Annotated in this window: 62 protein-coding genes; 1 reads left to right on the top strand and 61 read right to left on the bottom strand. The window is 30.6% G+C overall.

The genetic code is table 11. The features are described 5' to 3' along the window. Positions 1 to 33 precede the first annotated feature (33 nt). The 54 genes from LD272_RS06185 to LD272_RS05940 all read right to left on the bottom strand — a co-directional run bounded on the left by LD272_RS06185 (position 34) and on the right by LD272_RS05940 (position 20,211). Positions 34 to 678, bottom strand: coding sequence for a hypothetical protein (locus LD272_RS06185; RefSeq protein ID WP_226035724.1), 645 nt, complete (start codon positions 676 to 678; stop codon positions 34 to 36). 717 nt (positions 679 to 1,395) lie between these two features. After that, positions 1,396 to 1,647 (bottom strand): hypothetical protein, encoded by a 252-nt coding sequence (locus LD272_RS06180; RefSeq protein ID WP_226035723.1) that lies wholly within the window; start codon positions 1,645 to 1,647, stop codon positions 1,396 to 1,398. A 32-nt stretch (positions 1,648 to 1,679) separates the two neighbouring features. Next, the gene (locus tag LD272_RS06175; RefSeq protein ID WP_226035722.1) at positions 1,680 to 1,853 is read right to left on the bottom strand and encodes a hypothetical protein; all 174 of its coding nucleotides are present in this window, start codon (positions 1,851 to 1,853) and stop codon (positions 1,680 to 1,682) included. Between the two features lie 28 nt (positions 1,854 to 1,881). After that, entirely contained in the window at positions 1,882 to 2,082 is a 201-nt protein-coding gene (locus tag LD272_RS06170) for a hypothetical protein (protein ID WP_226035721.1), read from the bottom strand. Positions 2,083 to 2,118: 36 nt separating this feature from the next. Further along, on the bottom strand, positions 2,119 to 2,394 hold the full coding sequence (locus tag LD272_RS06165; protein WP_226035720.1) for a hypothetical protein: 276 nt from the start codon (positions 2,392 to 2,394) through the stop codon (positions 2,119 to 2,121). Then, on the bottom strand, positions 2,395 to 2,628 hold the full coding sequence (locus LD272_RS06160; RefSeq protein ID WP_226035719.1) for a hypothetical protein: 234 nt from the start codon (positions 2,626 to 2,628) through the stop codon (positions 2,395 to 2,397). Further along, entirely contained in the window at positions 2,622 to 2,876 is a 255-nt protein-coding gene (locus LD272_RS06155; RefSeq protein ID WP_226035718.1) for a hypothetical protein, read from the bottom strand. The genes LD272_RS06160 and LD272_RS06155 overlap by 7 nt, the downstream gene beginning before the upstream one ends. Beyond that, complete coding sequence (locus LD272_RS06150; protein ID WP_226035717.1) at positions 2,873 to 3,181, bottom strand: hypothetical protein; 309 nt, start codon at positions 3,179 to 3,181, stop codon at positions 2,873 to 2,875. The genes LD272_RS06155 and LD272_RS06150 overlap by 4 nt, the downstream gene beginning before the upstream one ends. A 19-nt stretch (positions 3,182 to 3,200) precedes the next feature. After that, a complete protein-coding gene (locus LD272_RS06145; RefSeq protein ID WP_226035716.1) occupies positions 3,201 to 3,410 on the bottom strand; it encodes a hypothetical protein in 210 nt (69 codons plus the stop codon). A 79-nt stretch (positions 3,411 to 3,489) separates the two neighbouring features. Continuing rightward, on the bottom strand, positions 3,490 to 3,816 hold the full coding sequence (locus LD272_RS06140) for a hypothetical protein (RefSeq protein ID WP_226035715.1): 327 nt from the start codon (positions 3,814 to 3,816) through the stop codon (positions 3,490 to 3,492). A gap of 33 nt (positions 3,817 to 3,849) precedes the next feature. Beyond that, positions 3,850 to 4,023 carry a hypothetical protein gene (locus LD272_RS06135; RefSeq protein WP_226035714.1) on the bottom strand — a complete coding sequence of 58 codons (174 nt, stop codon included), beginning with the start codon at positions 4,021 to 4,023 and terminating at the stop codon, positions 3,850 to 3,852. Between the two features lie 26 nt (positions 4,024 to 4,049). Continuing rightward, positions 4,050 to 4,382, bottom strand: a complete 333-nt coding sequence (locus LD272_RS06130; RefSeq protein ID WP_226035713.1) for a BC1872 family protein — start codon at positions 4,380 to 4,382, stop codon at positions 4,050 to 4,052. A gap of 30 nt (positions 4,383 to 4,412) precedes the next feature. Beyond that, positions 4,413 to 4,616: a hypothetical protein gene (locus tag LD272_RS06125; protein ID WP_226035712.1), complete on the bottom strand. Its 204-nt coding sequence runs from the start codon at positions 4,614 to 4,616 to the stop codon at positions 4,413 to 4,415. A gap of 37 nt (positions 4,617 to 4,653) precedes the next feature. Next, positions 4,654 to 4,992: a hypothetical protein gene (locus tag LD272_RS06120; RefSeq protein ID WP_226035711.1), complete on the bottom strand. Its 339-nt coding sequence runs from the start codon at positions 4,990 to 4,992 to the stop codon at positions 4,654 to 4,656. Between the two features lie 33 nt (positions 4,993 to 5,025). Next, on the bottom strand, positions 5,026 to 5,211 hold the full coding sequence (locus tag LD272_RS06115) for a hypothetical protein (RefSeq protein WP_226035710.1): 186 nt from the start codon (positions 5,209 to 5,211) through the stop codon (positions 5,026 to 5,028). Positions 5,212 to 5,227: 16 nt separating this feature from the next. Next, complete coding sequence (locus LD272_RS06110; RefSeq protein WP_226035709.1) at positions 5,228 to 6,085, bottom strand: RNA ligase family protein; 858 nt, start codon at positions 6,083 to 6,085, stop codon at positions 5,228 to 5,230. A 39-nt stretch (positions 6,086 to 6,124) separates the two neighbouring features. Further along, positions 6,125 to 6,748, bottom strand: coding sequence for an HNH endonuclease (locus LD272_RS06105; protein WP_226035708.1), 624 nt, complete (start codon positions 6,746 to 6,748; stop codon positions 6,125 to 6,127). A 114-nt stretch (positions 6,749 to 6,862) separates the two neighbouring features. Further along, positions 6,863 to 7,513, bottom strand: coding sequence for a hypothetical protein (locus tag LD272_RS06100; RefSeq protein WP_226035707.1), 651 nt, complete (start codon positions 7,511 to 7,513; stop codon positions 6,863 to 6,865). 34 nt (positions 7,514 to 7,547) lie between these two features. Then, a complete protein-coding gene (locus tag LD272_RS06095) occupies positions 7,548 to 7,919 on the bottom strand; it encodes a hypothetical protein (protein ID WP_226035706.1) in 372 nt (123 codons plus the stop codon). Between the two features lie 17 nt (positions 7,920 to 7,936). After that, positions 7,937 to 8,206: a hypothetical protein gene (locus LD272_RS06090; protein ID WP_226035705.1), complete on the bottom strand. Its 270-nt coding sequence runs from the start codon at positions 8,204 to 8,206 to the stop codon at positions 7,937 to 7,939. Continuing rightward, the gene (locus tag LD272_RS06085; RefSeq protein ID WP_226035704.1) at positions 8,203 to 8,388 is read right to left on the bottom strand and encodes a hypothetical protein; all 186 of its coding nucleotides are present in this window, start codon (positions 8,386 to 8,388) and stop codon (positions 8,203 to 8,205) included. Before LD272_RS06085 ends, LD272_RS06090 begins: the two co-directional genes overlap by 4 nt. A 35-nt stretch (positions 8,389 to 8,423) precedes the next feature. Further along, complete coding sequence (locus LD272_RS06080; protein ID WP_226035703.1) at positions 8,424 to 8,924, bottom strand: ReoY family proteolytic degradation factor; 501 nt, start codon at positions 8,922 to 8,924, stop codon at positions 8,424 to 8,426. After that, the gene (locus tag LD272_RS06075) at positions 8,908 to 9,150 is read right to left on the bottom strand and encodes a hypothetical protein (RefSeq protein ID WP_226035702.1); all 243 of its coding nucleotides are present in this window, start codon (positions 9,148 to 9,150) and stop codon (positions 8,908 to 8,910) included. Before LD272_RS06075 ends, LD272_RS06080 begins: the two co-directional genes overlap by 17 nt. A 2-nt stretch (positions 9,151 to 9,152) precedes the next feature. Beyond that, positions 9,153 to 9,554 (bottom strand): hypothetical protein, encoded by a 402-nt coding sequence (locus LD272_RS06070; protein ID WP_226035701.1) that lies wholly within the window; start codon positions 9,552 to 9,554, stop codon positions 9,153 to 9,155. A gap of 82 nt (positions 9,555 to 9,636) precedes the next feature. Next, positions 9,637 to 9,942, bottom strand: coding sequence for a hypothetical protein (locus LD272_RS06065; RefSeq protein ID WP_226035700.1), 306 nt, complete (start codon positions 9,940 to 9,942; stop codon positions 9,637 to 9,639). A gap of 46 nt (positions 9,943 to 9,988) precedes the next feature. Next, positions 9,989 to 10,309, bottom strand: a complete 321-nt coding sequence (locus LD272_RS06060; protein WP_226035699.1) for a hypothetical protein — start codon at positions 10,307 to 10,309, stop codon at positions 9,989 to 9,991. Positions 10,310 to 10,344: 35 nt separating this feature from the next. Then, positions 10,345 to 10,551 (bottom strand): hypothetical protein, encoded by a 207-nt coding sequence (locus LD272_RS06055; RefSeq protein ID WP_226035698.1) that lies wholly within the window; start codon positions 10,549 to 10,551, stop codon positions 10,345 to 10,347. 62 nt (positions 10,552 to 10,613) lie between these two features. Then, the gene (locus LD272_RS06050; protein WP_226035697.1) at positions 10,614 to 10,853 is read right to left on the bottom strand and encodes a hypothetical protein; all 240 of its coding nucleotides are present in this window, start codon (positions 10,851 to 10,853) and stop codon (positions 10,614 to 10,616) included. Between the two features lie 42 nt (positions 10,854 to 10,895). Then, positions 10,896 to 11,018 carry a hypothetical protein gene (locus tag LD272_RS21415; RefSeq protein ID WP_255639666.1) on the bottom strand — a complete coding sequence of 41 codons (123 nt, stop codon included), beginning with the start codon at positions 11,016 to 11,018 and terminating at the stop codon, positions 10,896 to 10,898. Positions 11,019 to 11,095: 77 nt separating this feature from the next. Next, complete coding sequence (locus LD272_RS06045) at positions 11,096 to 11,290, bottom strand: hypothetical protein (RefSeq protein ID WP_226035696.1); 195 nt, start codon at positions 11,288 to 11,290, stop codon at positions 11,096 to 11,098. Beyond that, the gene (locus tag LD272_RS06040; protein WP_226035695.1) at positions 11,290 to 11,481 is read right to left on the bottom strand and encodes a hypothetical protein; all 192 of its coding nucleotides are present in this window, start codon (positions 11,479 to 11,481) and stop codon (positions 11,290 to 11,292) included. The genes LD272_RS06045 and LD272_RS06040 overlap by 1 nt, the downstream gene beginning before the upstream one ends. 143 nt (positions 11,482 to 11,624) lie before the next feature. Continuing rightward, the gene (locus tag LD272_RS06035) at positions 11,625 to 12,074 is read right to left on the bottom strand and encodes a macro domain-containing protein (protein ID WP_226035694.1); all 450 of its coding nucleotides are present in this window, start codon (positions 12,072 to 12,074) and stop codon (positions 11,625 to 11,627) included. Positions 12,075 to 12,101: 27 nt separating this feature from the next. Then, positions 12,102 to 12,308 carry a hypothetical protein gene (locus LD272_RS06030; protein WP_226035693.1) on the bottom strand — a complete coding sequence of 69 codons (207 nt, stop codon included), beginning with the start codon at positions 12,306 to 12,308 and terminating at the stop codon, positions 12,102 to 12,104. A 32-nt stretch (positions 12,309 to 12,340) separates the two neighbouring features. After that, positions 12,341 to 12,625, bottom strand: coding sequence for a hypothetical protein (locus LD272_RS06025; protein WP_226035692.1), 285 nt, complete (start codon positions 12,623 to 12,625; stop codon positions 12,341 to 12,343). A gap of 24 nt (positions 12,626 to 12,649) precedes the next feature. After that, positions 12,650 to 12,853: a hypothetical protein gene (locus LD272_RS06020; protein ID WP_226035691.1), complete on the bottom strand. Its 204-nt coding sequence runs from the start codon at positions 12,851 to 12,853 to the stop codon at positions 12,650 to 12,652. 36 nt (positions 12,854 to 12,889) lie between these two features. After that, a complete protein-coding gene (locus LD272_RS06015) occupies positions 12,890 to 13,474 on the bottom strand; it encodes an HNH endonuclease signature motif containing protein (protein ID WP_226035690.1) in 585 nt (194 codons plus the stop codon). A gap of 141 nt (positions 13,475 to 13,615) precedes the next feature. Beyond that, the gene (locus LD272_RS06010; RefSeq protein ID WP_226035689.1) at positions 13,616 to 13,885 is read right to left on the bottom strand and encodes a hypothetical protein; all 270 of its coding nucleotides are present in this window, start codon (positions 13,883 to 13,885) and stop codon (positions 13,616 to 13,618) included. A gap of 330 nt (positions 13,886 to 14,215) precedes the next feature. Continuing rightward, positions 14,216 to 14,467 carry a hypothetical protein gene (locus LD272_RS06005; protein ID WP_226035688.1) on the bottom strand — a complete coding sequence of 84 codons (252 nt, stop codon included), beginning with the start codon at positions 14,465 to 14,467 and terminating at the stop codon, positions 14,216 to 14,218. Positions 14,468 to 14,499: 32 nt separating this feature from the next. Then, positions 14,500 to 14,802 carry a hypothetical protein gene (locus tag LD272_RS06000; RefSeq protein ID WP_226035687.1) on the bottom strand — a complete coding sequence of 101 codons (303 nt, stop codon included), beginning with the start codon at positions 14,800 to 14,802 and terminating at the stop codon, positions 14,500 to 14,502. Between the two features lie 15 nt (positions 14,803 to 14,817). Continuing rightward, positions 14,818 to 15,360 (bottom strand): hypothetical protein, encoded by a 543-nt coding sequence (locus LD272_RS05995; protein WP_226035686.1) that lies wholly within the window; start codon positions 15,358 to 15,360, stop codon positions 14,818 to 14,820. Between the two features lie 36 nt (positions 15,361 to 15,396). Beyond that, a complete protein-coding gene (locus tag LD272_RS05990; RefSeq protein ID WP_226035685.1) occupies positions 15,397 to 15,603 on the bottom strand; it encodes a hypothetical protein in 207 nt (68 codons plus the stop codon). A gap of 47 nt (positions 15,604 to 15,650) precedes the next feature. Continuing rightward, positions 15,651 to 15,806, bottom strand: a complete 156-nt coding sequence (locus LD272_RS05985; protein ID WP_226035684.1) for a hypothetical protein — start codon at positions 15,804 to 15,806, stop codon at positions 15,651 to 15,653. A gap of 46 nt (positions 15,807 to 15,852) precedes the next feature. Then, positions 15,853 to 15,978 (bottom strand): hypothetical protein, encoded by a 126-nt coding sequence (locus LD272_RS21410; RefSeq protein WP_255639665.1) that lies wholly within the window; start codon positions 15,976 to 15,978, stop codon positions 15,853 to 15,855. A 112-nt stretch (positions 15,979 to 16,090) separates the two neighbouring features. Beyond that, a complete protein-coding gene (locus LD272_RS21405; protein ID WP_255639664.1) occupies positions 16,091 to 16,225 on the bottom strand; it encodes a hypothetical protein in 135 nt (44 codons plus the stop codon). A 40-nt stretch (positions 16,226 to 16,265) separates the two neighbouring features. Continuing rightward, positions 16,266 to 16,409, bottom strand: a complete 144-nt coding sequence (locus tag LD272_RS05980) for a hypothetical protein (RefSeq protein ID WP_226035683.1) — start codon at positions 16,407 to 16,409, stop codon at positions 16,266 to 16,268. A gap of 37 nt (positions 16,410 to 16,446) precedes the next feature. Then, positions 16,447 to 16,578, bottom strand: coding sequence for a hypothetical protein (locus LD272_RS21400; protein ID WP_255639663.1), 132 nt, complete (start codon positions 16,576 to 16,578; stop codon positions 16,447 to 16,449). Between the two features lie 36 nt (positions 16,579 to 16,614). Then, positions 16,615 to 16,980: a hypothetical protein gene (locus LD272_RS05975; RefSeq protein ID WP_226035682.1), complete on the bottom strand. Its 366-nt coding sequence runs from the start codon at positions 16,978 to 16,980 to the stop codon at positions 16,615 to 16,617. A 38-nt stretch (positions 16,981 to 17,018) separates the two neighbouring features. After that, positions 17,019 to 17,183, bottom strand: coding sequence for a hypothetical protein (locus LD272_RS05970; RefSeq protein ID WP_226035681.1), 165 nt, complete (start codon positions 17,181 to 17,183; stop codon positions 17,019 to 17,021). A gap of 39 nt (positions 17,184 to 17,222) precedes the next feature. Beyond that, the gene (locus LD272_RS05965; RefSeq protein WP_226035680.1) at positions 17,223 to 17,486 is read right to left on the bottom strand and encodes a hypothetical protein; all 264 of its coding nucleotides are present in this window, start codon (positions 17,484 to 17,486) and stop codon (positions 17,223 to 17,225) included. 40 nt (positions 17,487 to 17,526) lie between these two features. Further along, complete coding sequence (locus tag LD272_RS05960) at positions 17,527 to 18,015, bottom strand: hypothetical protein (protein ID WP_226035679.1); 489 nt, start codon at positions 18,013 to 18,015, stop codon at positions 17,527 to 17,529. A 76-nt stretch (positions 18,016 to 18,091) separates the two neighbouring features. Next, on the bottom strand, positions 18,092 to 18,241 hold the full coding sequence (locus tag LD272_RS05955) for a hypothetical protein (RefSeq protein WP_226035678.1): 150 nt from the start codon (positions 18,239 to 18,241) through the stop codon (positions 18,092 to 18,094). Positions 18,242 to 18,278: 37 nt separating this feature from the next. Next, positions 18,279 to 18,434, bottom strand: coding sequence for a hypothetical protein (locus tag LD272_RS05950; RefSeq protein ID WP_226035677.1), 156 nt, complete (start codon positions 18,432 to 18,434; stop codon positions 18,279 to 18,281). 130 nt (positions 18,435 to 18,564) lie between these two features. Next, positions 18,565 to 19,593 (bottom strand): phage lytic cycle repressor MrpR family protein, encoded by a 1,029-nt coding sequence (locus tag LD272_RS05945; RefSeq protein WP_226035676.1) that lies wholly within the window; start codon positions 19,591 to 19,593, stop codon positions 18,565 to 18,567. Between the two features lie 189 nt (positions 19,594 to 19,782). After that, complete coding sequence (locus LD272_RS05940; RefSeq protein ID WP_226035675.1) at positions 19,783 to 20,211, bottom strand: hypothetical protein; 429 nt, start codon at positions 20,209 to 20,211, stop codon at positions 19,783 to 19,785. Positions 20,212 to 20,439: 228 nt separating this feature from the next. Between LD272_RS05940 and LD272_RS05935 the strand changes: the two genes are divergently transcribed. Continuing rightward, the gene (locus LD272_RS05935) at positions 20,440 to 20,763 is read left to right on the top strand and encodes a helix-turn-helix domain-containing protein (RefSeq protein ID WP_226035827.1); all 324 of its coding nucleotides are present in this window, start codon (positions 20,440 to 20,442) and stop codon (positions 20,761 to 20,763) included. A 92-nt stretch (positions 20,764 to 20,855) separates the two neighbouring features. Here the strand turns inward: LD272_RS05935 and LD272_RS05930 are convergent, their stop codons facing one another. From LD272_RS05930 to LD272_RS05900, 7 genes are all read right to left on the bottom strand, one after another. Continuing rightward, positions 20,856 to 21,920 (bottom strand): hypothetical protein, encoded by a 1,065-nt coding sequence (locus LD272_RS05930; RefSeq protein ID WP_226035674.1) that lies wholly within the window; start codon positions 21,918 to 21,920, stop codon positions 20,856 to 20,858. Positions 21,921 to 22,044: 124 nt separating this feature from the next. Beyond that, positions 22,045 to 23,883: a DEAD/DEAH box helicase gene (locus tag LD272_RS05925; RefSeq protein WP_226035673.1), complete on the bottom strand. Its 1,839-nt coding sequence runs from the start codon at positions 23,881 to 23,883 to the stop codon at positions 22,045 to 22,047. Between the two features lie 19 nt (positions 23,884 to 23,902). Continuing rightward, a complete protein-coding gene (locus LD272_RS05920) occupies positions 23,903 to 24,553 on the bottom strand; it encodes an HNH endonuclease (protein ID WP_226035672.1) in 651 nt (216 codons plus the stop codon). Positions 24,554 to 24,635: 82 nt separating this feature from the next. Continuing rightward, positions 24,636 to 24,902 carry a hypothetical protein gene (locus LD272_RS05915; RefSeq protein ID WP_226035671.1) on the bottom strand — a complete coding sequence of 89 codons (267 nt, stop codon included), beginning with the start codon at positions 24,900 to 24,902 and terminating at the stop codon, positions 24,636 to 24,638. A gap of 32 nt (positions 24,903 to 24,934) precedes the next feature. Next, complete coding sequence (locus LD272_RS05910) at positions 24,935 to 25,141, bottom strand: helix-turn-helix domain-containing protein (RefSeq protein ID WP_226035826.1); 207 nt, start codon at positions 25,139 to 25,141, stop codon at positions 24,935 to 24,937. 37 nt (positions 25,142 to 25,178) lie between these two features. Next, positions 25,179 to 25,853 carry an HNH endonuclease gene (locus tag LD272_RS05905; protein ID WP_226035670.1) on the bottom strand — a complete coding sequence of 225 codons (675 nt, stop codon included), beginning with the start codon at positions 25,851 to 25,853 and terminating at the stop codon, positions 25,179 to 25,181. A 119-nt stretch (positions 25,854 to 25,972) separates the two neighbouring features. Next, entirely contained in the window at positions 25,973 to 26,218 is a 246-nt protein-coding gene (locus LD272_RS05900) for a hypothetical protein (RefSeq protein ID WP_226035669.1), read from the bottom strand. Between the last annotated feature and the right edge of the window lie 9 nt (positions 26,219 to 26,227).

Below are 26,227 nucleotides of genomic sequence, written 5' to 3'. Positions count from 1 at the left end.
ATCATCACATCCTTTCTAGTTAAAACTGTTGTTTTAACCTAATATATTGAATCTATAATTACAAAATCCATCTATTGCTACCTTCTCATACTTAACTTTAGATTTATCATTGTAAGTGGCTAATGTTATTGAATCGTCTTGTATTTTCGTTAATATGCCTTTATATCGCTCTGAACCCCATTCACTTAGAACACTTATCGTGTCTCCTAGTTTTGCAATCTGTTCAATAGACGCTAGTCGATGTCTTTGATTAAATGATTTTTTATAATAATCTAGTTCCTCTGTGAATCGGTTGATGGCATCTTCTCTGATCGATTCAATTACTTGCGTCTTACTATCTGTATCATCATCAACCACAATCTTGTAATCTATAAAATATTTAATATGTTCTTTTTCAGGATCAACCACTGTTTTTGTTATTTCATATTCATTTCCTTTAAATTCAACTTTATGATTATCATTAATTACATCAGATAACTTATCAGTTTTAAGAATTTCAACATATTCTATAAATTCACTATCACATGACAAATAATTTTCTGGGTTCCTTAGTTTCTTTGCGTCTAACTCTCTTGGGGTTGTCTCTTGTCGAAATCCAAGACCTCCTCCCATAAATGAATATTCTCTTCTTTCACTAAAAACACGCTCAACTTTTTCTCCATAAAAAATATTTTCCAATTTAATCATTCCTTTCCAAGTAAAATTCTTAACTTATCAAGTTATTTCTTTTCTAAATATTTATAAACGTCAAATCTCAACCATTGGTATATTTTTAGATATCTATCTCTTGTGAAGAGTTCGCTATTATTAAAAAAGTGATTTACTGTGCGAATGTTTTTAATCCCGTTACAACTCTTGCATGAAGGAACACAGTTTTTTAAATCATTCCTTCCGTCATGTATAACATGTTCTTGGTGTAATTGTTGTTTATTTATTTCTTTATGAGTACTTTCATCTAAACCACAATAGGCACAACAATGGTTAAAATAAAGCTTACAATTTTCCCATTCTAAACTGGATATGTTGTGCGTTTTAATTTGTCTCGACAGCCTGTAATTTTTAATTTTGTCTTTGTTTAATCTTTGCCAATTCCTGTATTTTAACTTCGGTTCTTCTCGACTCATAAATATCTTCTTTAAATATCTACGTCTGTCAGAGTTGTTGTATTTTACGTTACTAATTCTCACACTTTCTTTGTTTTTGGACTTCCATTTTTTGCTTCGATTTATTGAGCATTGTTTACATTCAGGGTGGTAATATATATATGCTTCACCACTCCTTTTGAATTTTTCTTTACTGTAAAATTCACTTAATAATTTTGTTTGATTACACCATGTACATTGTTTCTTTGTTATTATCTTCCACATCCCTTGATAAAACCAATCTTTTAAACTATTAATACTTCTTATCAAATTGTATCGGACTTGCTGCAATATCCATGAATTGTACAAACTGCTTATCCATTTCGTCTTGCATAACATCTTTCACTGATTCCATTATTTCATCGTCAATCATTTCATATAATTTGTCGTTTGCCTTATTTCTTATTGCTTTTGATAGGAATGGAATTTTATACTTATACGAAAATTTAACCTTGTTAGCCAATTTAATAACTTCGTCTTCATCTATAGTTCGAAATTTAGCCAATTTATCATACCTTTCTTTTTAGAAAAAATGTTTTATTTATCAATGTAATCTTGGTAATCATATCTCCATAACTTGCATAGTTTTTTAAAATTCTTTTTGTAAATGCGATAGTTTTTAGTTCGCAACATTATGTTACAGTAAGTCTTGGCTACAGGATATAAATCATTTATTTCAGATAAATCTTTCCTAACTTGTTTTTTATCCATACTTATACCACCTTATAAAAGAAACATTTTAAAACGTTATCCACTCCATATTCACATCGTCATAGTTTAACAACACTGCTTTTTGCATCCAATCAATTTCCATAATCATAGCTTCTTTATCTTCATGTCTAACTTCTGCACCGATTAAATCAGTCTCTAATTCAAATAAATCTTCCTTCACATTTTCAATCCTGTCACTTCTTTTTTGCATCAATTTAATTAACTCCATTTTTACTCTCCTTCCCCGATAATACTCTTCTTTTATTTAGTACCAATCTTCACCATTCAATTCTTCTAACTCCTTTAATGTAGGCAAATAGAAATATTCACTCTCTATATCAAGCATTTCAAAATACATAAATCCTTTGTAATAAACGGTAATACTTAATGAATTATGGTCTAATTTGTAATCACATCCAGCTTTTAATAATGCCCACAACTCACCGATTTGTCTTTGAGCAGATGCAGAATCACGATTCCCCCACTTATCCTCAGAGACAATAGCCTTCTCACATAAATCAATCAACTCTTGTCTTTTCATTTAGTCACACCCACTTAATTTATCGTATTTCTCTTCTAACAACTGATCAATTGTTTCTTTGGTGACTTTAACTGTCATTGAAATCATTAATCTATCTCTACTTGTTAATTTATACCCTTGTTCATTGAATCCTTCTTCAACGCCATCTTTAATTGCTAACATTTGATATTCGCTAATAGTCAATTCGTTTACCGTCTTCTCGTTTAAAAACATGATTTTATCGTGTTTTACCATACGTCTTGAATAGCTTCAACAAAATCAAAGTTTACAATTTTAATATTTTTATTTGTTTTTAGTGTTAAATCATTGTCGTATGCCTTGGCATAATAATCTAATTTTGCTTGAAAGTTTTCTTTTGGATTAATAATAATCTCTGGTTCGTTATCAAATGCCTTAACTTCAATTATCATCCAATTTGCATCATATTTGGCAAAATGTGAATTACCTAACCTAATTAGTCCCTCTAGTGTCATTTCGTTCATAAGCATTCTCCTTTTTCTTCGTTTTTAAGCTGAACTCCTTCGTTTCTTAATCTACCAAACATTTCTTTAACATCCTGATCCTGATGAATAATTCCAAATATAATCTTTTTTAAATCGTGTGCGTCTAATTTATCAGCATATTTGCCATTGATATACGTATTAGCATAATCTTCAATATTACTTAGAGTTGAAGCTACTCCAAATTTATAATATCTCTCTAATGGCTCAACTGGGTAAATTTTACTCACAATTTCTTGACTAATTTTATCTGATTCAGATTCTTTAAATAATCTTTTAATGTCCATTTTCTACCTCCTAATGATTTTAAGTAGTCTTTTTGTTTTCCCGATCATACACTTCAGATTTTAATGACATTGGAACATAATCTCTCTCATGTACTAATACAACTGGTTTGCCTTTAATAAACTCAACACCCTTTGTATCAGCTTTTTTAATTAAAATATTATTAGTTAAATGGTTACTTAATCCCCATATCACTAAAACAAACAAAACACCTAATGTAAATCCTGTCAATACTTCACCTCATTTCCTGACTTTTAAGTTTCCAGCGATATTTACATTATTCTGTTATAGCAACTATCCCTTCAACAAACTAATCATTTTTTACAATCTTATAGATAACACCTTCTTGATCAACGATTTTATAATCTTTTTCATAAATTTCATTAAAATCTATTATTCTCACCTTCCAATATTCTGTTACACCTTGCTCATTTGTTCCAATTAATCCCCAAATTATCAATGATAATAAACCAGCAATGAATAGCATGGCAATAGTTCCATCCTTGTCCCACCCATCTTTAAAAGAATCAACCAATGCATAAAGAAGAAGAGATGCTAAAAATATTCCTGAAATGGACAGTATTGCTAATACAAAAACATACTCGCCCCATTGACTACCATGTGCTAAAATTTCCAAACTCACACCTCCTAACCTTGTAAATGGATAATTTTAACGATTGATCCCATCTATATGAATTTCCAACAACCCTAATGCCATCCTGATTATTTTCAGTTTTTCATCATAGATATTTGCCATTGTGCCGTTACCTCTACACCTAGCATCATTCTTCTTGTCAGTTATTTCCTGATATTTTTCTAATAACTTATCTTCCCTATATTTCAATAAATTCACACCCTTATTGACAATTTTTAAAGAGTAATACCTTTGTATTTTAATATCGCCTTACATATCGCCAATGGTGCATTATCTTCTTGAGAATAATAGGTTTTAATATCACAATCATCGTGTACTAAGCTTTGCACAAACACGTTTACCACATCTTCTCCTACACCTATTTCTATTTCACAATGCTCTTCTCTTAACTTTTCAACTAATTCCCAAGCATCACTAATATTTGTTGAGTATGATCTACCTTCTAACCATCCGTCAATATAGGATTCACTGTGTTTTACACCTTCTTGTGCCATTGGTAATTTTAAAACATGTTCAACAATTAATTCATTAATTTCTCGATTATTCATTTATTCACTCCTTATAAAAGTTCGTTTTTATCACATTTTTTCATGAATGAACAACATTACTATTGCTGCAGGTATCATAACGGTTAACATAAAGGAAACCATCGAGACACCTTCTTCTATTGCGTTGGGAAATATTGTGTAAATTGTCTCATTAATCATCCAATAATAACCAATTAAAAGGAACGGGACAAACACAATTCCTAAAGCTATTGGAATTTTTAATTTAGCATTCAATCAGATTCACCTACCTCCTCATAAAAGTGTCGTTTTATTAGTAATGAATATAAACACAGATACATTTTTGCCAGTCTTGACTGTCGATGAACTCTTGTGTTTTCTTATCAACAACTTTATCTTGTTCGTCATTTATAATCTTTACATCAGGATATAAATCGTCAAAAATAAGCTCTCCATAATGGTCAGACATCTCACCTTCGTTATCATATTTAAGCCAAACACGTTCATCATCAATCCAATACTCGTCTACAATTATTTCCGTAGGATACCCCATAGTATAAGGATGTTCTGAACCTTCTTCTGGATACATGAAAATAAGTTTATGTTCAGGATACGTATTAATTATCTCAATCAACTCTTTTGTTTTACTCATTCTACCTCTCCTTTTCTTGATATAATTAGTGTTTTAAACTATAATAATTTGCTTATAATGTATTAGAATTAAATCCAATCCATTTAATGAAGATAATTTAATATCTTTCACGATTGAATCTTTTGGCATATCCATTAACCACTCATTCGTTTCTTGTTCATTGTTACAGACTTTTACTTGATCTACTTGTTTTGTATAGTTACTCTTATCTCTAGACAAGATATTCACTCCCTTATCAACTAGACAATATTTCCTTAACCACAGATGGATATTTCTTACCAATTTTCTTTTTGACTATTTTAACCAGTGAATCCATTTCTTCTTCTAAAATATCGTCAATCATTCTGTTGCCACTATTCTTTAAAATTGTTCCCATATCCTCTAATGAGGGTTCTTCTTCAATGATTCCTTCATCAACAAGTTTATGCAACATCTTTTCAACTCTAGCTTGAGTTAAGTATGTATTAACGAAATCATCTAACTCATTTGAATGTTGAGGCAGTTGTTGTTTTTTAGACTTTGCCTTCTCGGAAAATTGTTCAGATACTATTTTTGTAAAAATCTGATCACCATGCTTATCTTCATAGTTGTAATTTTTAACAACTACGCCCTCACCAACTTCACCTATCTTAGACTTACCTACGAATGAGTTAATGTGGTCTAGTGACTGGAATTCTCCTTGATAAAACAATGGTACAAGTTTCAACCCTAATTTATCAGCCTGTTTCTCGACTAGGTGATAATTGATGTATCTTTCAGTCTCTTCGTCATAAATATCGAATAAATAAAAGTTTTGGTATGCTTCCTGTGGATAGTTAATGGTGTGTTTGATAAGCCATTCCCCAAAATAAATACCGCCTTCGACTAAATCGTCAGCATTCACATTTTCTTGCACCCACTCATAGAATCCTCTCAGATTATTATCTTCATTTACTTCATTATTCCGGCTAAAACACTTAATTTTTCCATCTTCTTTTTTAAAACTAGCATTAGCACCATCTAATTTTTCCATAATAACGATTTCTGGATTATTTTCGATAGTTAAATGAGTGCCTTTTTGTCCATGACGTACAATTTTATCGTACTTTTTCATTTAATTCTCTCCTTATTATAGTATAATTTTATTTATATATTATTCTTTGTACTGTAAATAATCTCCATTAAGCCAACTATGTATTTTATTTAGTCTCTCGTATGTAAAATTTGGATTATCTTCGTTATACCATACAGTCCATTCGCTTTGATGCTTACTACTATTACAACCCTTGCAACTAGGAATACAATTATCTAGTTTGTTGCTACCATCGTGGTCAACGTGTTCTTGATGAAATTTGTTGTTATATTCTTCAATGGCTTCATCTTCTGATTTACCACAATAAGCACATAAATTATCGAAATATCTTTTACATTCTTCCCACTCGTAATTCGAAATATCGTGGTTTTTATTCAATCTTTTGTTCTGATAACCCTTAGTCTTATCTTTATTTTTGCTTTGCCACTTCTTCAAAGTCATTCCTCTATCAACAGATTCTTTTTTACGTTTGTTAATCACATCCATATTTCTCCTTGCCCAATTCCTGCCACTTTCTCTCTTTCTGTCTATGTTATTATTTTGCCATTTAGCAGCACTTTTTTTCGTACACTCCTTACAATCAGGTCTATAATAAATCCATTCAGTTCCATCATTTCTCTTTTTGTTTTGTCCATAAAAACTATTTACAGGCTTCTCTTCGTCACATTTCTTACACTTTTTCAAAACTATGCATTTCACTCCTTCGTATTTTCTGTCAACTTAATAAAACCTAAATTTTACAGTGTTTACGCCTTAGTAAATGGAAGTATATACGAGTAAATGGAAGATAATAAGAGTTTAATTTTCCTCATTATTTAAATGATCACAATATTTCTGGCAATCTTCTTTGTCTTTGAAAAATGTATTGTATCGATTTACATCTTCGTACTTCATTCCTTTTTTATAGAATGAGTCTGCTTTTGTTGAGTACCTCATTGATCCGTATTCGTCATCATACTGATACCATGCAAGTAATTCATTGTTGTCTCGATTTATTCTAAACTCATATATTATATTTTCTTTAGGCGAATAAGTAAGTTTACCTTTTGAGCAATCGCACGATTCATAAGCATCTTTACCTAACGGCGTTTTATAGTAAATTCTCCTATTATCATCGCATCTATCACATTTATTTTTTCTCTCTGACTTAGCACTTGCCCGATATAAAACTATCTTATAATCATCCATTAACTTATCCAATCTTTCTCTTCGTGCTTCTTGCTTTGCCTTCTCCTTTGCTCGTTCTAAGTCAATCTCTTTACTTTCATAATTCCGTTTGATTTGTTCAAAGTTTAGTTTGACGTTCTGAAGTTCTCTATTTTCCTTTTCCAATCTTTCCATCTCATTAGCATATTCTTCTTTTACTGACTTTAATAAATCTTGTTTGAATTCATCGACCTTCATATCAAACTCGCTTGGCTCATTATAAAAATCCTCGTCATAAAACATTAATCATTTCCTCCTTATAAATTAGTACTCTTACTTAGTCCAAGATTGTCCATTCGGCATTATCCAGCATCTCAAAACTAAATGCTCCTTGATCGAAGTTGTGTAATCTTGAATTGTAAGAAAACTGTCCGACCTTGCCTCTTAATTTGTACTGTACTAGTTTTCCTTTCTTTGCAGCCTCTCTTACTTTTTCAAAAGAAACAGGTTTGCTTTTTATAATCCAACTTGCTCTATTTCTTATAAATTCTGTAAGGATAAAGTCACAACCATCTGTAAACTGTATATTTCCGTATCTACTAATTTCTACGGTGTTGACACATTCGATTGGTGCATTAATACACTCGCCAATGTACCCTTCTTGTAACTCCTCAATCATTTGTACTGTTGTCAATTCTTTTAATTCCATTTTTTCATTCTCCTTTTCTAGTAGTCTAATTCATTGTCTACTAACTCAATAATATCGTCAGCGTCCATTGATTCACCATATCCTTTTTCCTTGATTCTTTCAGCATGATATTTGCATGATTGTAATGACATTTTTAAAGACTCAACATCTTCTACTTTATCAATTAGAGCTAATATTAGATTATCTCCAATTAAATTTCTCCACTCCTCACCATGACGCAACGCCTTGAATGTACCATTTTCAAAGTCTTCGATTATCTCATAGTCGCTTACTTTGATTCTTCTCATTCTACATCTCCTTTTACTTCTTCTAAACAAGTAGTTGAAAATCCACCAGATTTACCTTTAAGCAAAACAACACTTTCTCCATGACACAATTCCCACGGTTCGCTTCTTGTGACCCAAACTTTATCTGGATTAACATTTGCCTCATAACAATTAACCATCTTTACTTTAGTTCCAATTTTCATATACATTCTCCTTTTCTATTAAAATATCAGTTTTATTAAACGTTAACTTTTCCTACTAATTCATTAAACAATTCTTCATTTCTATTATCTAAAGCCTTATCAATTTGTACTTTAAACAGGCATTCATCTAAAAACTTTGTAGCTAACTCACTGTATTCATATGTTTCTTCTTCTTGGTAGTATGGATTTTCTTCTATGATGTTTAGATATTCTGGTGATTTATGAGAGTCTGGAAATCGTAGGTGTATGTATGTTGGTGATTCTTTATTAAATCGGATGTCATGGAATGTCCTTTCTGCATCCTCTGTCATATTTTTATTTATATAAAACCTGAATGGAAGGTGTTTTGAGCCTACTGAAGATATTATCAATCCTCTTGGACAATATTCAATCCCTTCATCGACAAAATGAATGTTTTTTAATAAATCCTCATGGCTTATCATGTAATTTAATATCCAAACAGCTTCTCTCCTCTTTAACTGGTGTTTAGCTAGTACCCATTTGATAAACTCTTTTTTCTCATGTGTTTTGATCATAATTTCCCTCCTCCAATCCATATGTAGCCGTTTCTACAACTGTAATCTTATCAGTTTCTTCATCAAAATAACCGTGTACCAATACTATATAATCGTCATCGATACTACCATAATCAACACTAATGAAATAATTGTCTTCACTCTCTTCTTCCAATTGACTTGCTAATGAGTTTACCCATTCTTTAACTTCATCCGTCTGAGGATTACCTTCTTCAAATTTTCTCATATTTACACCTCAACTTTCTCTCTTTCTGATTCAAAAATATCATGAATATCAAAATCAAAATCCTTTGTGTAGTCTGTCTCCTCACCATTTTCAATCATTTTCCTTAGATATTTATCCCCGTTGTTTAATTGTTTTTTAATAATGTCCATATTCATAGACTTAAAAACACAACTCATATTATTGAATTCAGTTTTTACAAGTCTTCTTTTTTGAAGAATCTTTTGCAGCTTCTTGGTTATGTAATAACCCTCACATGCATTGAATTTTCTGGTCTCCAAATCGTGATATAGGTTGTTGATCTCTTTATCATATTTCGACCTAAGTAAATTTAATTCATGTTTCCGATTGTCAAAGTCTTTCTGAGCTTTAATGATTGTATTAAGATATTCGCTTGCTAGACACATAATTTTTATCCCCTTTGTCGTTTAATTTAACCTTAATTATAGTATAATAATATTTATATATAAAGTCAAGGAAAATTGATAGTTAACTAGATATTTCATCAAATAATTTGTAAATGTTATTGCGACTGTTCTTTCTTTTCTTTCGATAGTATGTAATAACGACATAATTTCCTTTATCATCAACCTTGAATATTACTTCGATTCCACGATGTACACTTTTATTGGCAACATAACCAGCGTATCCTTTTATTCCATATGACAAAGCTTGAGCAATTTGATTTAATGTTATTCCTGTTCTGTCATGCCCATCTATTCTTGTTCCATTATAATTCTCTTTCGCATGATCAGATAATACTAATTTTTTCCTAACTTCTCGCCATTTTTCCATATAATTTATTCACTCCTTTCTGTTTTTACTTGATAAACATTAACTTTTATTGAGTTATTCTTCTATCGTTATCAAATATTGCCAAGAATCTATTGCCATCTGTTTGAGTATCCACCATAACCATTGTGTAATCCTCTCCAACGTACACCCATTTGTCATAGAATCTCTGCTTGTAAATGGAATCAACGTACTGGTTTCCTGTGTCGTTTATAATATCTTCTCTTCTGCCAAAAGAAACTTCACTGCCTGTCAGTTTCCACGCAAATCCTCGCCTATCATCAAATGGTAAAACAACCCAATCCTCTACGAATCCAAAATAATCATAAATCTCCTGTTGCTGATTAAAAAATTTGCTGATAATATCCATTTTTACACTCTCCATTTCCTTTTAAAATTTACATTTTACTCTTTTTCTCCAGACCATTTTGAATCGTAATCCATCTCAAATTCTAAAACTTCAGGTCTGTGATCTTTTTCTATTTGATAATCAAATTCCCACTGATTAATCAACTCAATTAATGCTAATGGTCTAATCTTCTCATTATTCTTTGCCTTCCAATCACAATAAACTTTAACCCTTTGTAATGCATATTTTTCCTGTGTAATCAAATCATCACATCCTTTCTTGATAAATGAGACTTTTTATTCTAAATTTTGCTTAGACTACGTTGTTAATCTATTGTGTTTCCTTGCTCGTCAATTTCGTAATAAGCATCTTCATTAGTGCTGTATTGAATTTCCTTGTCACGACATTTTTCAACTTCTCCATCTTCGTAGTTAAATGACTGTCCCTTTAAAAAAATCAAACCATTTTTCATTTGTGACATGTCAATTTCTGTCACAATTACAAATCCCATTTCGCTTTCTAATTCAACTAATTGCGGTTCTTTTAACTTCTGAAAATATCTCAAAATACTCCCTCCTTTTTCTATATCATATACTTACCTCTTCCATCAACTACCGTAATAGGCAATATTATAAATCATATCAATTGTTGAATCAGGTGTATCTGCATAGCTTTCCGGCTTTTCGTTATATTTCTCACATAAAAATTCAATCTTTTCTTCTCTACTCAATTTAATCTCTCCTTTATTATAATGTAATTTTATTTATATGTCACGTAAAAATTGCCAGCGATATTTAACTTCGACTGTTATAAGCGAAAATTCTTAAAGTTATGCAAGTAATCTGTTACAGTGATACCTGTAAACCATTCTGATAAATCAACTCTAGTATATTGAAACTGGTTATTTATTGCTGCAAACTTATAAATTATACCCATATTGTCTTCAGCATATGCTATTTCTCCATCATCCCATATTGATTTCAATGTTTCATATTTGTCCATTATAATGACTCACTCCATTTATCTAATATTAATTGACAATCATGTGCCAATTCTTCATTATGATCTTTAATTAATTCAAGAATTTCCGATACTGCTGATTCAAGATTGCGTTCGTTCGTCTCCATCATTTCTAAATATTCTCTATCTCCTGATAGTTCATCAATACCAATTTCATCTGACACTCTTTTCATTTGTATTTCCTCCTTTTAAATTAATAATTCTTTTTCCATTTTCCACATCTTCTACATCTAATTTTGGATGTTCCTGTTTCTGGTAGTCTGTGACCTAAAAACAAACAGATTAATTTATTCTTCATATTTATACCTCACCTTTATTAAAGTTTGTATAATGTAACTTTGTAATCCTTAAAAATATCATCAATAATATTGTAAACAGTATCCCAATCTCCACCAGCTAACCCACATCCAATTCCATGTGGAAGTGCAACGGTCTGATCAAAGTTTCTTGCTTTTATTTCCAACGTTCTTAATCCTTGTTCCAATGCATCATAATTTGTCTGTTGTCTTCCTCGACCATATCCATATTGACTAAAAATGTGTGCAATGATCTTTCCATCTTTCTGCTTGGATTGTTTTATCGTGCCTAGCAAATCTTTTTTATTTTCAATATCATTCCATCGGTACATGTAACTTTCATATGCAAATGGATACTTATCTTTAATTTGTTTAGCTAATCCTGCACCCATCACTCCCATACAATTTACTTGATGACCAATTATATTTTCTTTAGCTTTAAGGATATTTTTCTTAACTATTTTTATCATTTAATCACTCCTTTTAAAATATGCTTTTTATTCTGATTTTCCAATCCATCTAGACTCAAATACTGTCTCAAATTCTAATACTTCAGGACGGTATGTTTTATCCATTTGATAATCAAATTCCCACTGATCGATTAAATCAATTAAAACTTCTGGGTTAATTTTATTATCCTTTTTCTTGTTCCAGTCACAGTATATTTTAACTCGTTGCAACACATACTTTTCTTGTGTTGGCATTAAATCACTCCTTGTAAAAGTATTATTTTAACTTATATCCTGTTCATAAAATCGAACAATTTACCTTTTATGTTATCTCTTACAACATACTGAGAGTCATCAAATCCCCAATCATATATCATAGGTAGCATTGATGCTAAAGTTTCTGCGTCTTCTTCTGTGTCTAACAAGTAATCTTCTGGAAGCATTCTTTCAAATTCGTAACTTGTACCATTTAAATTTTTATGAAATGAAGAAACTTGATAACCAACTTCAAAACCTTCTGACACTTCTTGCGCTTCAAAATACATTTCTTTGTTTTCTGTATAATGTTTCAATGTACATCCTCCTTCAAAAACCTTTTAATTGATATTTATATTCCATCCAAATTGTTCAATAGTGTCAAATGACCAACAAGTCTTGTTGTCATCAGCATAAATGATCGGAAACTTATTCTCAGATCTCAACGGAAACCTGTTATCGATGCTTTTAACTTTTGCAACGAGTCCAGTATTTGTCTTAATCCACATTCCTACCTCTAATTGTTGAATTTCATTAACCTTCATTTTCTTCCTCCTTCTTAAAACAGACATTTTAAACTATCAATCTTTAAATATTAAATAATCATCATTTAGCCATTTGTTAATTTTGTCTAATCTTTTTTGAGTAAACGTTGTTGATCTTTCTTTAAACCAAAACACTATTTCAAATTCATTCTTAGAACTATTACAACCCTTGCAACTTGGGACGCAATTAGATAAATCATCGTTCCCTTCATGGTTAACATGATCTTTATGTAGTTGTTGATTATAAATGACTTTATGATCAAATTCTGACATTTCACAATATGCACACTTGTAGTTAAAGTATTCTTTACATGACTCCCATTCCTTTTTGGTGATATCATGATTATGATGCTTGTTTTTATATCCATCTGCTTTATCTTTGTTCTCTTTTAACCATTTATACCAATTCCCATTATCTCTTCGTCTTTTAGAATCCTCTCTTTTGGCTTGTCTACCACGTTCAGTACTATAATAGTTTTTCCACGCTCTTCTATTTACCTCTGGGTGTTTTTGATTCCATTCCTTTGCCTGACTTTTCGAACATTCTTTGCAATCAGGTCGGTAATAAACATACTTTGTCCCATCTTTTCTCTGTTTCTCTTGATAATAAAACTCCGACAACCTTTTCTCTTCCCCACATCCGTTACATGTTTTATATCCTATATCTTCCACCCCTCTAAAATTTATCTTCCATTTACTTCAATTTACTTCCATATGCTATCCTATATGATGAATTATTTCGTGATAAAATCGTTATTTTATCTAATAAATATAATCTTTCATATTTTCATACATTTCACGACTGACAATAATAAACTTATCTTCTTTTACATTTGGTGGATTATAAATGCCAGTAATCTTTCTACAGTCATCTCCGTAAAGAAAGTAATTCTCATTGTTAATATACAAAATTCCCTTAACAACATCTATTTTATCCCCATGTAAACAATCGCCATATTCGCCATCAACTTTAATTGCGACCTCATCTAACTTCATAGTGTCGATTACCTGTCCTAGTGTTAAAAATTCCATTCAATTTCCTCCTTGAAATGTATATTCTATTTTATTTTTAATTTATACTCTAAGCCAATAATGTCAAAATACACGTTTGATATACTCAGATAAAACAATCCAAAAATATCTTTCAACCTAGAAACTCGTTCTTCTTGACTTAATCCTATAAGGCTCACCTTGAAAGTGGTTACTTCATCATACAAGCCATTAAAACGTTGATTAATTTTTTCAACAGCATTCAAAACGGTGATTAGTTTATGGTTTAAAGGTGCTAATTCGTTATATATTTTCAATACCAATCCTGTTGTATTTATAATAATAATCATCCTTTCTGTATAAATGTGTGTTTTAATTTGTTATTACTCGACCTTCAATATAAGCTAAGTGTTTAGTGTATAACCCATCCCTATTCACGTCGCAAGAAAAGTGAAAATCATCATAAATAATATTTTCAACTTTAACTTTTTTGTTTTTTGAAAATAGAAATCCAGATTTAACCTTCTCAATAAATGAATCCCAATCTTGTTCTTCCTGTACATATGACTGATGATCAACAATTTTACCGTTTGGTATCGAAAGATTTGTTTTAATTATTTTCACTATTTTAATTTCCTCCTCATAAAATGTGTATTTTAATCAATAACTTCAATAGTCACCCTTATATTTTTATTTTCATACTCTTCCAATAGGTAATTAAACATACCTTCGTCTTTCCATATGTATCCAAGGCTCTTATCGTCGATAATAAAATAACGGATGCCGTAATCTGTGTGTTGTTTATTTACTTTACCTTGAACAACCTTGTAGTCAGCAAAGACAATCTCCCCATCTCCTTCTCCCACTTCGAAACCGGACTCCTTTAATAAATTATCAAATTCTTTCTCTGTCATATTATCAAAAAACTCTTTAGCAGTCTTCTCTCGTTTTGATTTCAATTTAACCCCCCCTTTTTATCCAGCATACTCAACAAATTCAGTCCCTCGATCACTAAACTCTCTTACCATCGAACAAACTAAGCCAAAAGACATTCCTGAATGACCTTGATTTTCAATTTTCTCTTTTGCATCATCCAATGTTCCAGTTTTTAATGTTTCAACTAGGTCTAAACAGTTACCTAGTTCCATTCCATGATACAAGTCGCCCAGTCTAACCGGTACAATTTTATCCCAATATTCCCATTTATCCTCAGAAAGAATCCTCCTACCTTTTCTCATCCATTCTTTCGATAATTCTGGAATACTTTCTTTATGTTTTTCGTCCTCTCTGTCCATTCTTTCTCTCCATTCTTGTTGAGATTTATCAAATTCAGATTTTGTCTTACCAATGATTTCCTTGTATGCTCCATCTACTGTTACTGTATCTGAATAGAGTTTGAATCCATTAAATTCTCCGAAAGCCAAATACCCGTTTTCTTTATAAGTGAGCAGCTCTCTTACTGCACCTTCTATTGTGCTACCCGCATGAAAATCGATCTTAATATAATCGTTATCCATTATCTGAATTCCTCCTCATAAAATTTCTTTTTTATTTTATTTCACAGTGGGTGGTGTTATCTTAACTTTGGCTAATATTAATCCTTCTCTATCATTTCCATTTATCCATAATTTTTCAGTTTTATTATATTGATAGCCATTAATCTTTAAGTTGTCCCTTGCTTCATCCTCTTTCTCAAAAGCCTCGTAGAATTTAAATCCATCTACTCTATATAAAGCATACCCTTCCCACATAATCATCAAGTACCACCCTCCTTTTAAAACTTCTCTTTTAATTGGTTGCAAAACTGTTATTTTAACTCGTAAATAATAAAACCTTCAATCTTATCTTGATAAGGATTTAACTTTATCTCTTTGGGATAATATTGATTTTTAAAATGTTCATTCATCTTCTCTTCTAGTTTTTCTGGGTTGCAAAAGTAATTTTCAACAATAAACTTATTCATTTCTTTCACTCCTTTTGTAATTGCCAGCGATACAAATCAACTTCTGTTATAGACTACTCTCTCTCTCCATATCACTAATCTTGCGATCAATTTGTTCTAATTCTTCCTCATATCGATTAATTTTATTTACAATATCCTGCCTAATTACCTCTAATAACTTCTTATTTGACATTATTCAAAACCTCCAGCGATATTTAATGTTTTCTGTTATGCATTATAATTTTATTTATATATATATGTAATTTTCTATGTTGCGTTGGATGAAATTTCCGTTTTAAAACGTATCAATAAATTTCACCTGTATCTGATTCACTTTCAAAGCAGCCTCGACAACACTCAAATTCATTATGTTCTTCCATATCCTCAGTGTTAAATTCAACACCGATTCCACAGAATCCACATTTATAAACGTCAATCATTCATTGCCCCCCCCTTTTTTTTTTTAAGTAAAAAGATTGTTTAACTTAATTTTTCTGCTTGATCAGACAATAAACCCAACATGAAAAAATATGATGCAATTTCTTTCTCAGATTCAGTAAAGTTGACATCGTTTGAATTTTCATACTCTTTAACAACTTCATCTGCTATGCCATTTAAATTCATTTGTATCCCTCCTTATTTTGGTAGTAAGAACAATGTTTTAAGTTAATTTTTCTATGATTTCTTCTAACTCATCTCTACTTAGAAGATAATATCTCGATCCATCATTACCAACTTTATATACATCATCCTCTATTTTATCTTCTAAGTATTCTACAAACGGACTTTTCAATTTAATCACCTCTTTTCTTATGGAATGTAGTTTTTATTAAGTCGTTATTAACTCTAAGTATAGGTCTTCAATTAATTCAACTGGAACATGACCATATACAGTTCCTTCATAAAAATCATCAAATTGATCAATTAAACTTTGACTGTGTATAACCTCATCAACTGGTACAAATTCACCGTTTAAAAACACTGCTAATTCCATTCTATTGTACTCATCTAAAGGCAATGTCTTTCTAGGATTGCAATAATGTCCATAACTAGCTTGAACAGATAACGAGACATTCTTATCGCACTCAATAGGGTTAAATATTCGTGTACCCATATTCTCATAATCACCGAACATTAACATTAATTTCATTTGTTCAGGATTTGTTTTCTCTACCATTTGTTTAATGAATTCCATTTTTGTACTCCCCTTTTTAATTTAAAATTCATGTTTAATCAAGTTACGTTTATTGATTCTCCAAAATCTTCTAAGTGTCTACCTAAATGTAATTGCAAAAAGGTTACGTCTGTGAGAGTTAACTCATCCTTTGAATCTTTATAATGATTGATATCATTTATCATCTTTTCCATAATTTCATTTTGAGTTTTATTTTTAGCCATTATTCTTTTCACCTCCTGCAACTTTATAAAAGGAAACTTTTACTTTGTTTTACCTAAACCACCTGTAAAGTTTATAAAATTTATCCCGTAATCATCCTCAATAATAACTTTATTGAATGTTTTCAAGTAATCTATATCATCTTGGTTTAATCTTTCTTTATTAATTCTTTTTAAATCAAGTCGTTTGTACCAGCCATCTTTAAAATTCATATCTCTCAATTTAAGTATCCTGTTCCACCTGATATAAACATTTGATTGTTCAAGTAAATCTCGTTTATCAAACGTTAATAATCCACTTAGCATTTCGATCACCTCTCTCTTAATAAAAAATCACTTTTATCAATTAAAACCAATCAACTTTGTAAGTTCCGTTTAAAAGATTGTCTTTTCTATCACGCAGACTTCCTATTTCCCATTCTAATGATTTAATTTTAGAATCAATTTCGTCAACCATCATCTCTTTGTTTTTTATCCTATCTATGTCAACAAAATATTTCGGAAATGAATACCCACCACTATCTACAGCTACTCTATAATGATTTTCGTAATGATTGGTTTCTTCTAATCTAATTTTTCTAACCTTAACCCATTCAAAAATTAATCTAAATTCATCAATGTTTTCATCAGACAGTGGTATGGAAAGACTATCACCTGAACTCCAATACGTATCTCTCATAAAATAGTTTCCTTCGTGGTTTTTAACTACTTGAAAAGTCCAGTTACAGCAATGATTTAAATTATCATAAAATAACTGTCCCCTATATTTTTTATTTGGCTCACAACCATACAAACCACTCATATTTAACTTGTTAATATTATAATCTGATAACATTTAATATCTCCTTTCTTAATAAAAGAACAATTTTAAGTCATAATTTAGTCGAAATCTCTATTAACTAATGTTCGTCTTATTCATCTTTATAAAACTTTACTTCGTGAAATTCACCAGTTTCAACAGTAAGTTCTTTAGCATAATCTAAACATTCAATTGCGAAATGGTAATTGTAATAATTACCGTACATTAGCACATCATTAAGAAATACTCCTACTTTATTCAAGGTAAATCACCCTTTCTTACTACGGTTTTTCTATCTCCTACTCAATAAATTCCTTGCTAAATGAACAACGTAAACTCTTTTGTTTAATCATCTTCCACTCTCTAGATTCCATCCATTTAATATGATCTTCCATCTCTTGCAGCTCATCATATGTAAACTCACTGATGATTGTTTCTTTTACTTGTTCCAGCAATATCACCTCATATAAATATTAATTTCTTACCTCTTATTATAGTATAATTATATTTATATAATATGTCAAGGTTAATGTATAAAAAAGAGTAAAGAAAATCTGGATTGCATCGAATCCAGACATCTCTACTCTATACTTTTTCTTTGTTCACCTTTCCTATATATTCGGGATATATTCTCGGAAGTTCTTTTCTTATAAATTGTAGTTTTAGGTATTTGGATTGGTCTTTTGCATTCTCTAATCCATATCGCTGAAATAGTGCTTTATTGACTAGCTGGTTGTGAATGCTCAAGTCTTGATTAGCATCTATTATCTTCTTAGCCACATAGAGGACTCCTGACTCTCTTATCTTCTTTACTGTCAGTGATTCTCCTACATAGTCTCCAATGGAGTTAAGCCTAGCCATTAACCCCTGATAACTCATTTGCCCAAAATCCTCATCATACTTTCCTACTTTAGACTTTCTAAACACATATGGAGAATCAGATAACTCATAAGATTCTGTTTTATTTTTCATCTCTTCAAGTTCAACATCTTTGATATATCTAAAATATTCCTTTTCTCTTTTAGACTCTCTGATTAACTTTAGTCCGAATTCATCTATTCTTACGTCTCTAATATATGGGTCTATTTCACTTAATTTGATCAGCCTATTTTCGAAGTCTATATGTTTGTACTGTAATTCTAATAGTTCATATGACTGCTTCCCATTTATACCTAAGAAAATTAGATAAACCAACAACTGATCTTGTATGTTTTTCAGGCTTGGTAAAGAATTGTCTACGGTTTTTCTACCTACTAATTCGTAAATCAAATCTACATGAAAGTAGTTGTTCTCTTTTTTAATAATCTCCTTCAAATCGTCTTCAGTAAACCCTTTAATAACATTTCTATCATACAGTTTATGATTGTTCTTTATAGCCCAATCTATATACCCTGATATCCATCTACTATATGTTGTCATGGTATTCTCTGTAATCTTTCTGCTTTTTAGGAAAGTTTTCATTTCCTCTTTGTTAAAATCAAAAAGATCTTTGCTGAAAGTCTTGTTTTCAAAATCAAACGATGTGTCAAATAGCCATTTCAACAGGTCACGACGAGCTTCTGATTGTTCATTCATGAAGCCCTCTTTGTATTTTCCTTGATACAATCTTGCCATAATAAATCCTCCTTTTTCTTTTCTCTCTTACTATACATTATACTCAGTATAAACAAAAATATTCATAAAAATAAATATAAATAAAAAAATACGAATTAAATTTATTATATGAGAATTTTATTTAAGTGTAAAGTATAATCTATATAAATAAAAAAAGATACCCACCCAAGAGAGGACAGGTATTACTCCTTACAAATCAAGCAGGAAATCATCTGCCGTTTCGAAGTCTACGATATTCCAATTCTTCAAAATACTAAGGAATGACTGGTTTGTCGAATGAATTATCTTTTCATATAATTCTAGATGTGTTATATTTAAATCGTCCATTAGGTTAATGTGGGCATAACTTACTGGTTCTTGAAGTTCATTTTCAAGAGCCAGTTTTCTATTTGTTTTAATATTACGCAAGAAAACGTTTAGAGCACTCCTTTCTATTGCCCGCTTGTAACGTTGAAATGCCATTAAATCGGTTACAATATTATTTGTATAAAACTTATCCATAAATAGGTCGAAAGACTCTTCTTCTTTAGTTAGAAATAAAAATAAATTCGCATGATCCCCTTGAGTAATTCCTAATTCATCTATCCATTTCCCCTTATTACGCTCTAGAATTTTCATAATATTTCCTCCTTCTGCTATTATAGTATAGTACAAAAGGTATATAAGAACAAGTGTTCTTTTAATATCATTTATACTATTTTTATAATTTCCTATTATTGTAAGTTGATTTTACTAGATTCGTTGCACCACTGCAACACTTTTTTCATAATTTACCATTTTATTATTGTAATCGATATCTTATCCTACTATACTACTATTAGTTAGTAGGGGTGATCGAATGTGTCAATGAATGAAGTAGTTGGTAGAAATATAAAGTATATTAGAAAACACCATAACCACTCACTTACACATCTTAGTATATTTACAGGGTTAGAGAAATCTGGAATTTCTAGAATGGAAAACAATAAAAGATCAATAACAATAAGGGAACTAGATTTATTATCTAAATTTTATAATATCCCCCACTTAATCTTTTGCATTCCTGTAAATGAATCAAACTATCAAGAATATATAGAATTAGTAGAACTTAGCAAGTGCGTTGAATTATCACTAGACGATGTTTGGATTATAATAGGTGCAATCAAAAATAATAACAACAACTTGTCCTAAATTATAACTTATTTTGTAACACTTTTGTAATACTATCGTTCGACAAATAACTACATAGAACAACAGAAGAAGTAGGAATCCTCTACAGAATCCTACTTCTCGCCTTTGTGATTATTTATTATCTTCTCCAATAACTCCCAGTCCAACTCTTTTTCATCATTATCAGAAACTTCGTTTATCGACATATTAATTTTGAATTTACCGTTCCCATTTACCAAGGAAGCGAATGCATGTAATTTGGCTGATAAAGTTGCACCATCGTATTTATTATTTAACTGCATAGAGAATGAGTTATCTTCACGACTTCTTACATCGGGTCGTACCGGTTGTTGATTAGGTTGTTCTTTGACGTTATCATTATTTGCTTCAACTTTATTTGCTTGAGACTCATTCAGTTGATATTCCTCTATTGGGTCATTATTATGCTCAACAACTTCTTCATCTTCATGTATATCCTCTTGTTCATCTCCATATTCTGGTTCATCATCAAGTAAAAAGTCATCCCCATAGTCAATCCCTGTATCTATAGGTTCTTCCTCTATTTCTTCTTCTGGCTCTTCTAAATGTTTTGTCCATGCTTCCTTCCACTTTGATTTACTTGTACCTATACTATTTGGAGATAATTTACCGTTCCATATTTCTGAAATCTCCCTTGCCGACTTCTTTAGTTTTTTCTGATAGTAATCAACAAGCTCGTATTTCTGCCATTTAGGCAATGATACAAATTCATGATAAGGTATAACTTCCTGTTTAGCCTGTTCTAATTCTTCTCGATTCATAGTATTAGCCTCCTTCTCATTTTCTTCTATGTTTAAATCATGTATAAGACGATCATAAACTTCAATTGACACCTTCAACTCTTTTCTAATATGAGTATCAGTAAACCTTCTTCTCCACTCAATTAATAAAACAATCCGCATATCTTCATCAAACTTATTAAATATGTGAAAGGTGATAACATTATCAAATATATTAGTTGTTGTTACTTTTGAATTTTTCTCATTTCTTTTAAAGTTATTCTTCGCAAATCGGAGACCGCCTCTTACACCTGCTCTATCTCCACCTTTACCTGTTCGCCTATGTACATTAGAGCCAATTTTCTTTTTACCAAACGAATCGCTATAAAACATTTTTTCAATTTCTCTTGAGCTTTCCATATTGTCACCTACCTTTAATATTAAACTTGTCTATATATTATTATATTTATATTATAACCCAAATAGAACAATTTTAAAACATTAAAACATCAATTTAAACTAAAAACCTCTTAATTTTAGAGGTTTAAAGTGAACTTATCAATTGATCTGTAAAGAAATCCTCTTTCTTACCATCAATAATCATACTTGAATCGTTTAATTTATCTTCTAACATACCTAACATCATTGTATCAATTTGAGCACCTTCAACATATAAGTACTGAATGCTCACTGGTTTTGTTTGTGTGATACGATGTAATCTCTTTTCTAATTGATTAACCATTACTACTGGAGACCAATGAAAATCAATTACAATCATATGATGTGACCTAGTTAATGTAATACCTTCACCCGCAGCATCAATATTACCGATAAATACTCTCTTTTCTCCTTCTTGAAATAAATCAACCGCCTTTTGTCTATCTTTCGTCTCAACATCACCTGTAATTTTAACTGCATCATCTTTAAACTTTTCTTCAATTAAATCAACTACGTCCGTGTAATTTGTAAAAATAGCTACTGATTCATTTTGTTCTAGCAAATCTTTAATCATAGTAACTGACTTTTTAGCCTTAGCAACAGCCAATTCCATACGCATAATACTTAAATGTACTAAATGTTGACCATTTGTTTCAAATGATTTTCGATTATCCATATAATCTTTAACTGCTTTATTATATTTGCTCATATTAATATCAACAGGAATAAAACTCCTAGTACGTTCTGGTAACTCAATATGGTCTTCTGTTCTGATTCTCATCATATAGTTAGGATATAAGCGTTCATTCAACTGTTCTTGATTACTTGAGCCATCATAGTTAACACCAAAACCACTACTTCTATCTGGAGCACAATAAGTGTTAGCGAATGAATACCAATTAGATGTATCTGGATGATCAATAACTTTTAATAAGTTAAATATATCTCTTGTATAGTTGATGAAAGGTGTAGCAGTAATAGGAAACACATACTCCATTTCTTCAGCTAACCTTACGCATAGCCTTGCACGTTTACTTTTTGGTTTACCCCTACCGTCTATACCTCTAATTTTATGTGCCTCATCAAATACAATAATCTCAAATCCCTCATTAACAATGTCAGAAATAAAATTATCAATAATATCATAGTTTAATATAACATATTGACCAGTTTCCCATTCGTCTTTACTATCCGATACAGTTACGTCTGCATGAGGATTAATTTTATGGATTTCCTTTTTCCAATTATCTTTAATTGTAGCAGGGCAAATAACTAATGTTTTCTTATTTAAATATTCACATGCCATTGTTGTAATAGGAGTCTTACCCAAACCAGCTTCCAAAGCATTGACCATCTTCTTATTGTTAACTAATTTATTAACAGTGTCCATTTGAAAGTCATATGGAGTGATTGTAATGTGAGGGAAATCTTGTAGCGATATTTTGACCTCGCTGTTATGTGAATCTGATGTATAGTTATCCAATTCGCTCACCTCCACATATTCCAAACTGCTTAATTTTTCATATAGCCAATCGATTTCAGTTTTCTTAATAATCCAAGAATAATCTTTAGGTTTGTAACTCCTTCCTGCGGTCATTTTTACAAATTCCCTAGTCTTATTATCAAAATCAAAACCTATTTGTAGTGATTTAGGATTCTCTTTAAGTATCTTTATTTTTACAGTTTTAATAATAATTTCTTCATCTTCTGTATTATATTTCTTTTGTTGGATATTACTATCATTGACAGCGTTTATGGACTCTAATACATCATGATTTAATTCCTGTAATTGTTTTAACAACTCCCTCGCATACTTAGAATTTAGAGTCCATGAATCGTTGTCACTATCAAATTCTGAATCAGGTACTTTCTTCAACTCTCGATATGTTTCATAATCATAATCTACTCGGACAACTGTTCCATCTTCATTTATATCTAACTTCAAGTGTATTACCTCCTATGCATTAAATAATTTGTTCTGCTTCAATAAAGTTTAAATAATCATGATTTAACCATTTAACTATTTTGTTAAATTTTATTTTAGTATAATCAGGATTATCTACACTATACCATTCCTTCCATTCAAAAACCCATTTGTGGCTGTTACAAACACGGCATGAGGGAACACAATTTGATAAGTCATTTGCACCATTGTGGGCTACATGTTCTTTGTGCAAATAATTCCCTTGTTCTTTTTTGGCGGTCTTTTCATCTATGCCACAATAAGCACATTGGTAGTTAAAATATCTTTTGCAATTTTCCCACTCGTCATTATTTATATCGTGGTGTCTGTGCAGTTCTCTGTAATGCTTAAATTTTTCCTTGTTATTATAGTAGTATTGCATGTAATAATTTTCTTCTTTTCTTCTCTTGTACGCTATTTTTAATTCCTTTTTGTGGTCTGGATGTTTATTCCTTCTTTTTTGTATATCTAGAAATGATTCACGGTTTTCTTTTCTCCATTTAGTTGATGCTTCTTTTCTACATTCTTTACATTCTGGGTTATAATAGACGTACTTTTCTCCATCTTGTTTTGTTTTATTAAAACTATAAAATTCATCCAAAGGCTTAACTTCTCCACACCACTTACACTCTTTGCTCTCTAAGTTTTCCATTTAATCATTCCTTTAAATTTTATTTGCCACATAGTATCACCTCCTCTTTCTATTTACTTGGTAAAATGATTATTTTAATCCATTATTTATATTTCAAATGAATGTCTTCCCACAAAGACATATCCCAATCTTTTACACTTCCAAAAATAATTCCATTATCCAAATCTACATAATCATATATTTTGTCTAATACTTCATCGCATGTTTTACAGTAATAAGAAGAATAAATATCTCCGCCATCTTGTGAAACCACATACCTCATTTTTGTTTTAGCAGGATACGAATGACCACAACCGTGACAATCATGAGTTTTCCTTGTATTGACTTTTTTAGTTTTTAAAACACCCACTACATTACGCCCTTTCTGTATTACATGTTATTTTAATCCTCCACATATTCAATAATTAAATTAATATCAGTAATGTTCAAAGCCTTCATGATCTTATTTAAATGTCCATAATTGATTGATATGCTTGTTTGATGACATATATTATAGATAGTTGCATATCTCATCTCTGCATGTTCAGCAAAGCTATTCATATTATATCCATGAGTTTCTAAAAATTCCTTTAGTTTAATTTTGATCATTTTGCTCACCCTTTCCAGCGATATATAGTGCTGTCTGTTATAGTTGATTAATGTGTTTTTTATAGTCTTCATTTATCCATTTGTAAACAATATCGATTTTTTCTTGTTCAATAGCATAATCAAAGATGAATTCATCTAAATCCTTAGTGTTTTTACCGCTATTGCACCCTTTACAGGATGGTATGTTATTACTTAAATCATTAGCACCATTATGATCCACATGTTCTTGATGTAACCTTTGATTATATAAACTTAAAGATTCTTCTTCACTTATCCCACAGTAGGCACAACAATGATTAAAATAGTTTAAACAAGAGATCCATTCATCTTTTGTAATTTCATGTTTTTTATTGGCACTTCTATACAATTGATATTCTTTAATTTTATCCTTGTTTTTATATTGCCATTCGGTAAAGTACTCTTGTTGTTTTTCTTTATTGTCTCTATACCACTTTTTTCTTCTTATGTTCTCGCTTTCCTTATTTTCTTCATGATAATCTCTTTTCCAATTAATATACCATTCCCTATTTTCTTCGTTATACTTCTTAGAATTTTTAATCATACATTTCTTACACCATGTAGTTAAACCATCTTTGCTACCTTTATTTTTATAGAAATTATCTAAGTTGTTCTCTTTCCATTCGGTACAATTAGTACATTTTTTAAATTCTACATTATTTTTTACTTTTCTCTCGACTTTTCTTGAATTCAATAATTTTCCTCCTTTATTATACACCTTTGCGTATAAATTAACAACTCAAAATGAAGATTTTACAGCGATTAAATCAACTTTCTGTTATGTGATAATTTGATTTATTCTAGTGATATTTATTAATCGCTGTTATTAACTAATTTGACAATCTTATATAGCATTTCTCTGGTGAATGTATCACCTTCATTGTCCATAATATCAATAGCTGCCTGTAATTCATTCTTAACAATATGATAAATCGTCTTTGTTAATATGCCTCTGTCTGATTCAGTCAAAATTGATTCAAGTGTAAACTCATCTATTGTCTGTATATAATTATCTATTCTCAATGGTTTAACTTCAATTGCAATATCGAATAATGTCAATGTGATTAT

This window comes from Aquibacillus saliphilus, assembly GCF_020404745.1.
Taxonomy (GTDB): Bacteria; Bacillota; Bacilli; order Bacillales; family Amphibacillaceae; genus Aquibacillus; species Aquibacillus saliphilus.
This window is presented reverse-complemented; position numbering and strand designations above follow the sequence as displayed.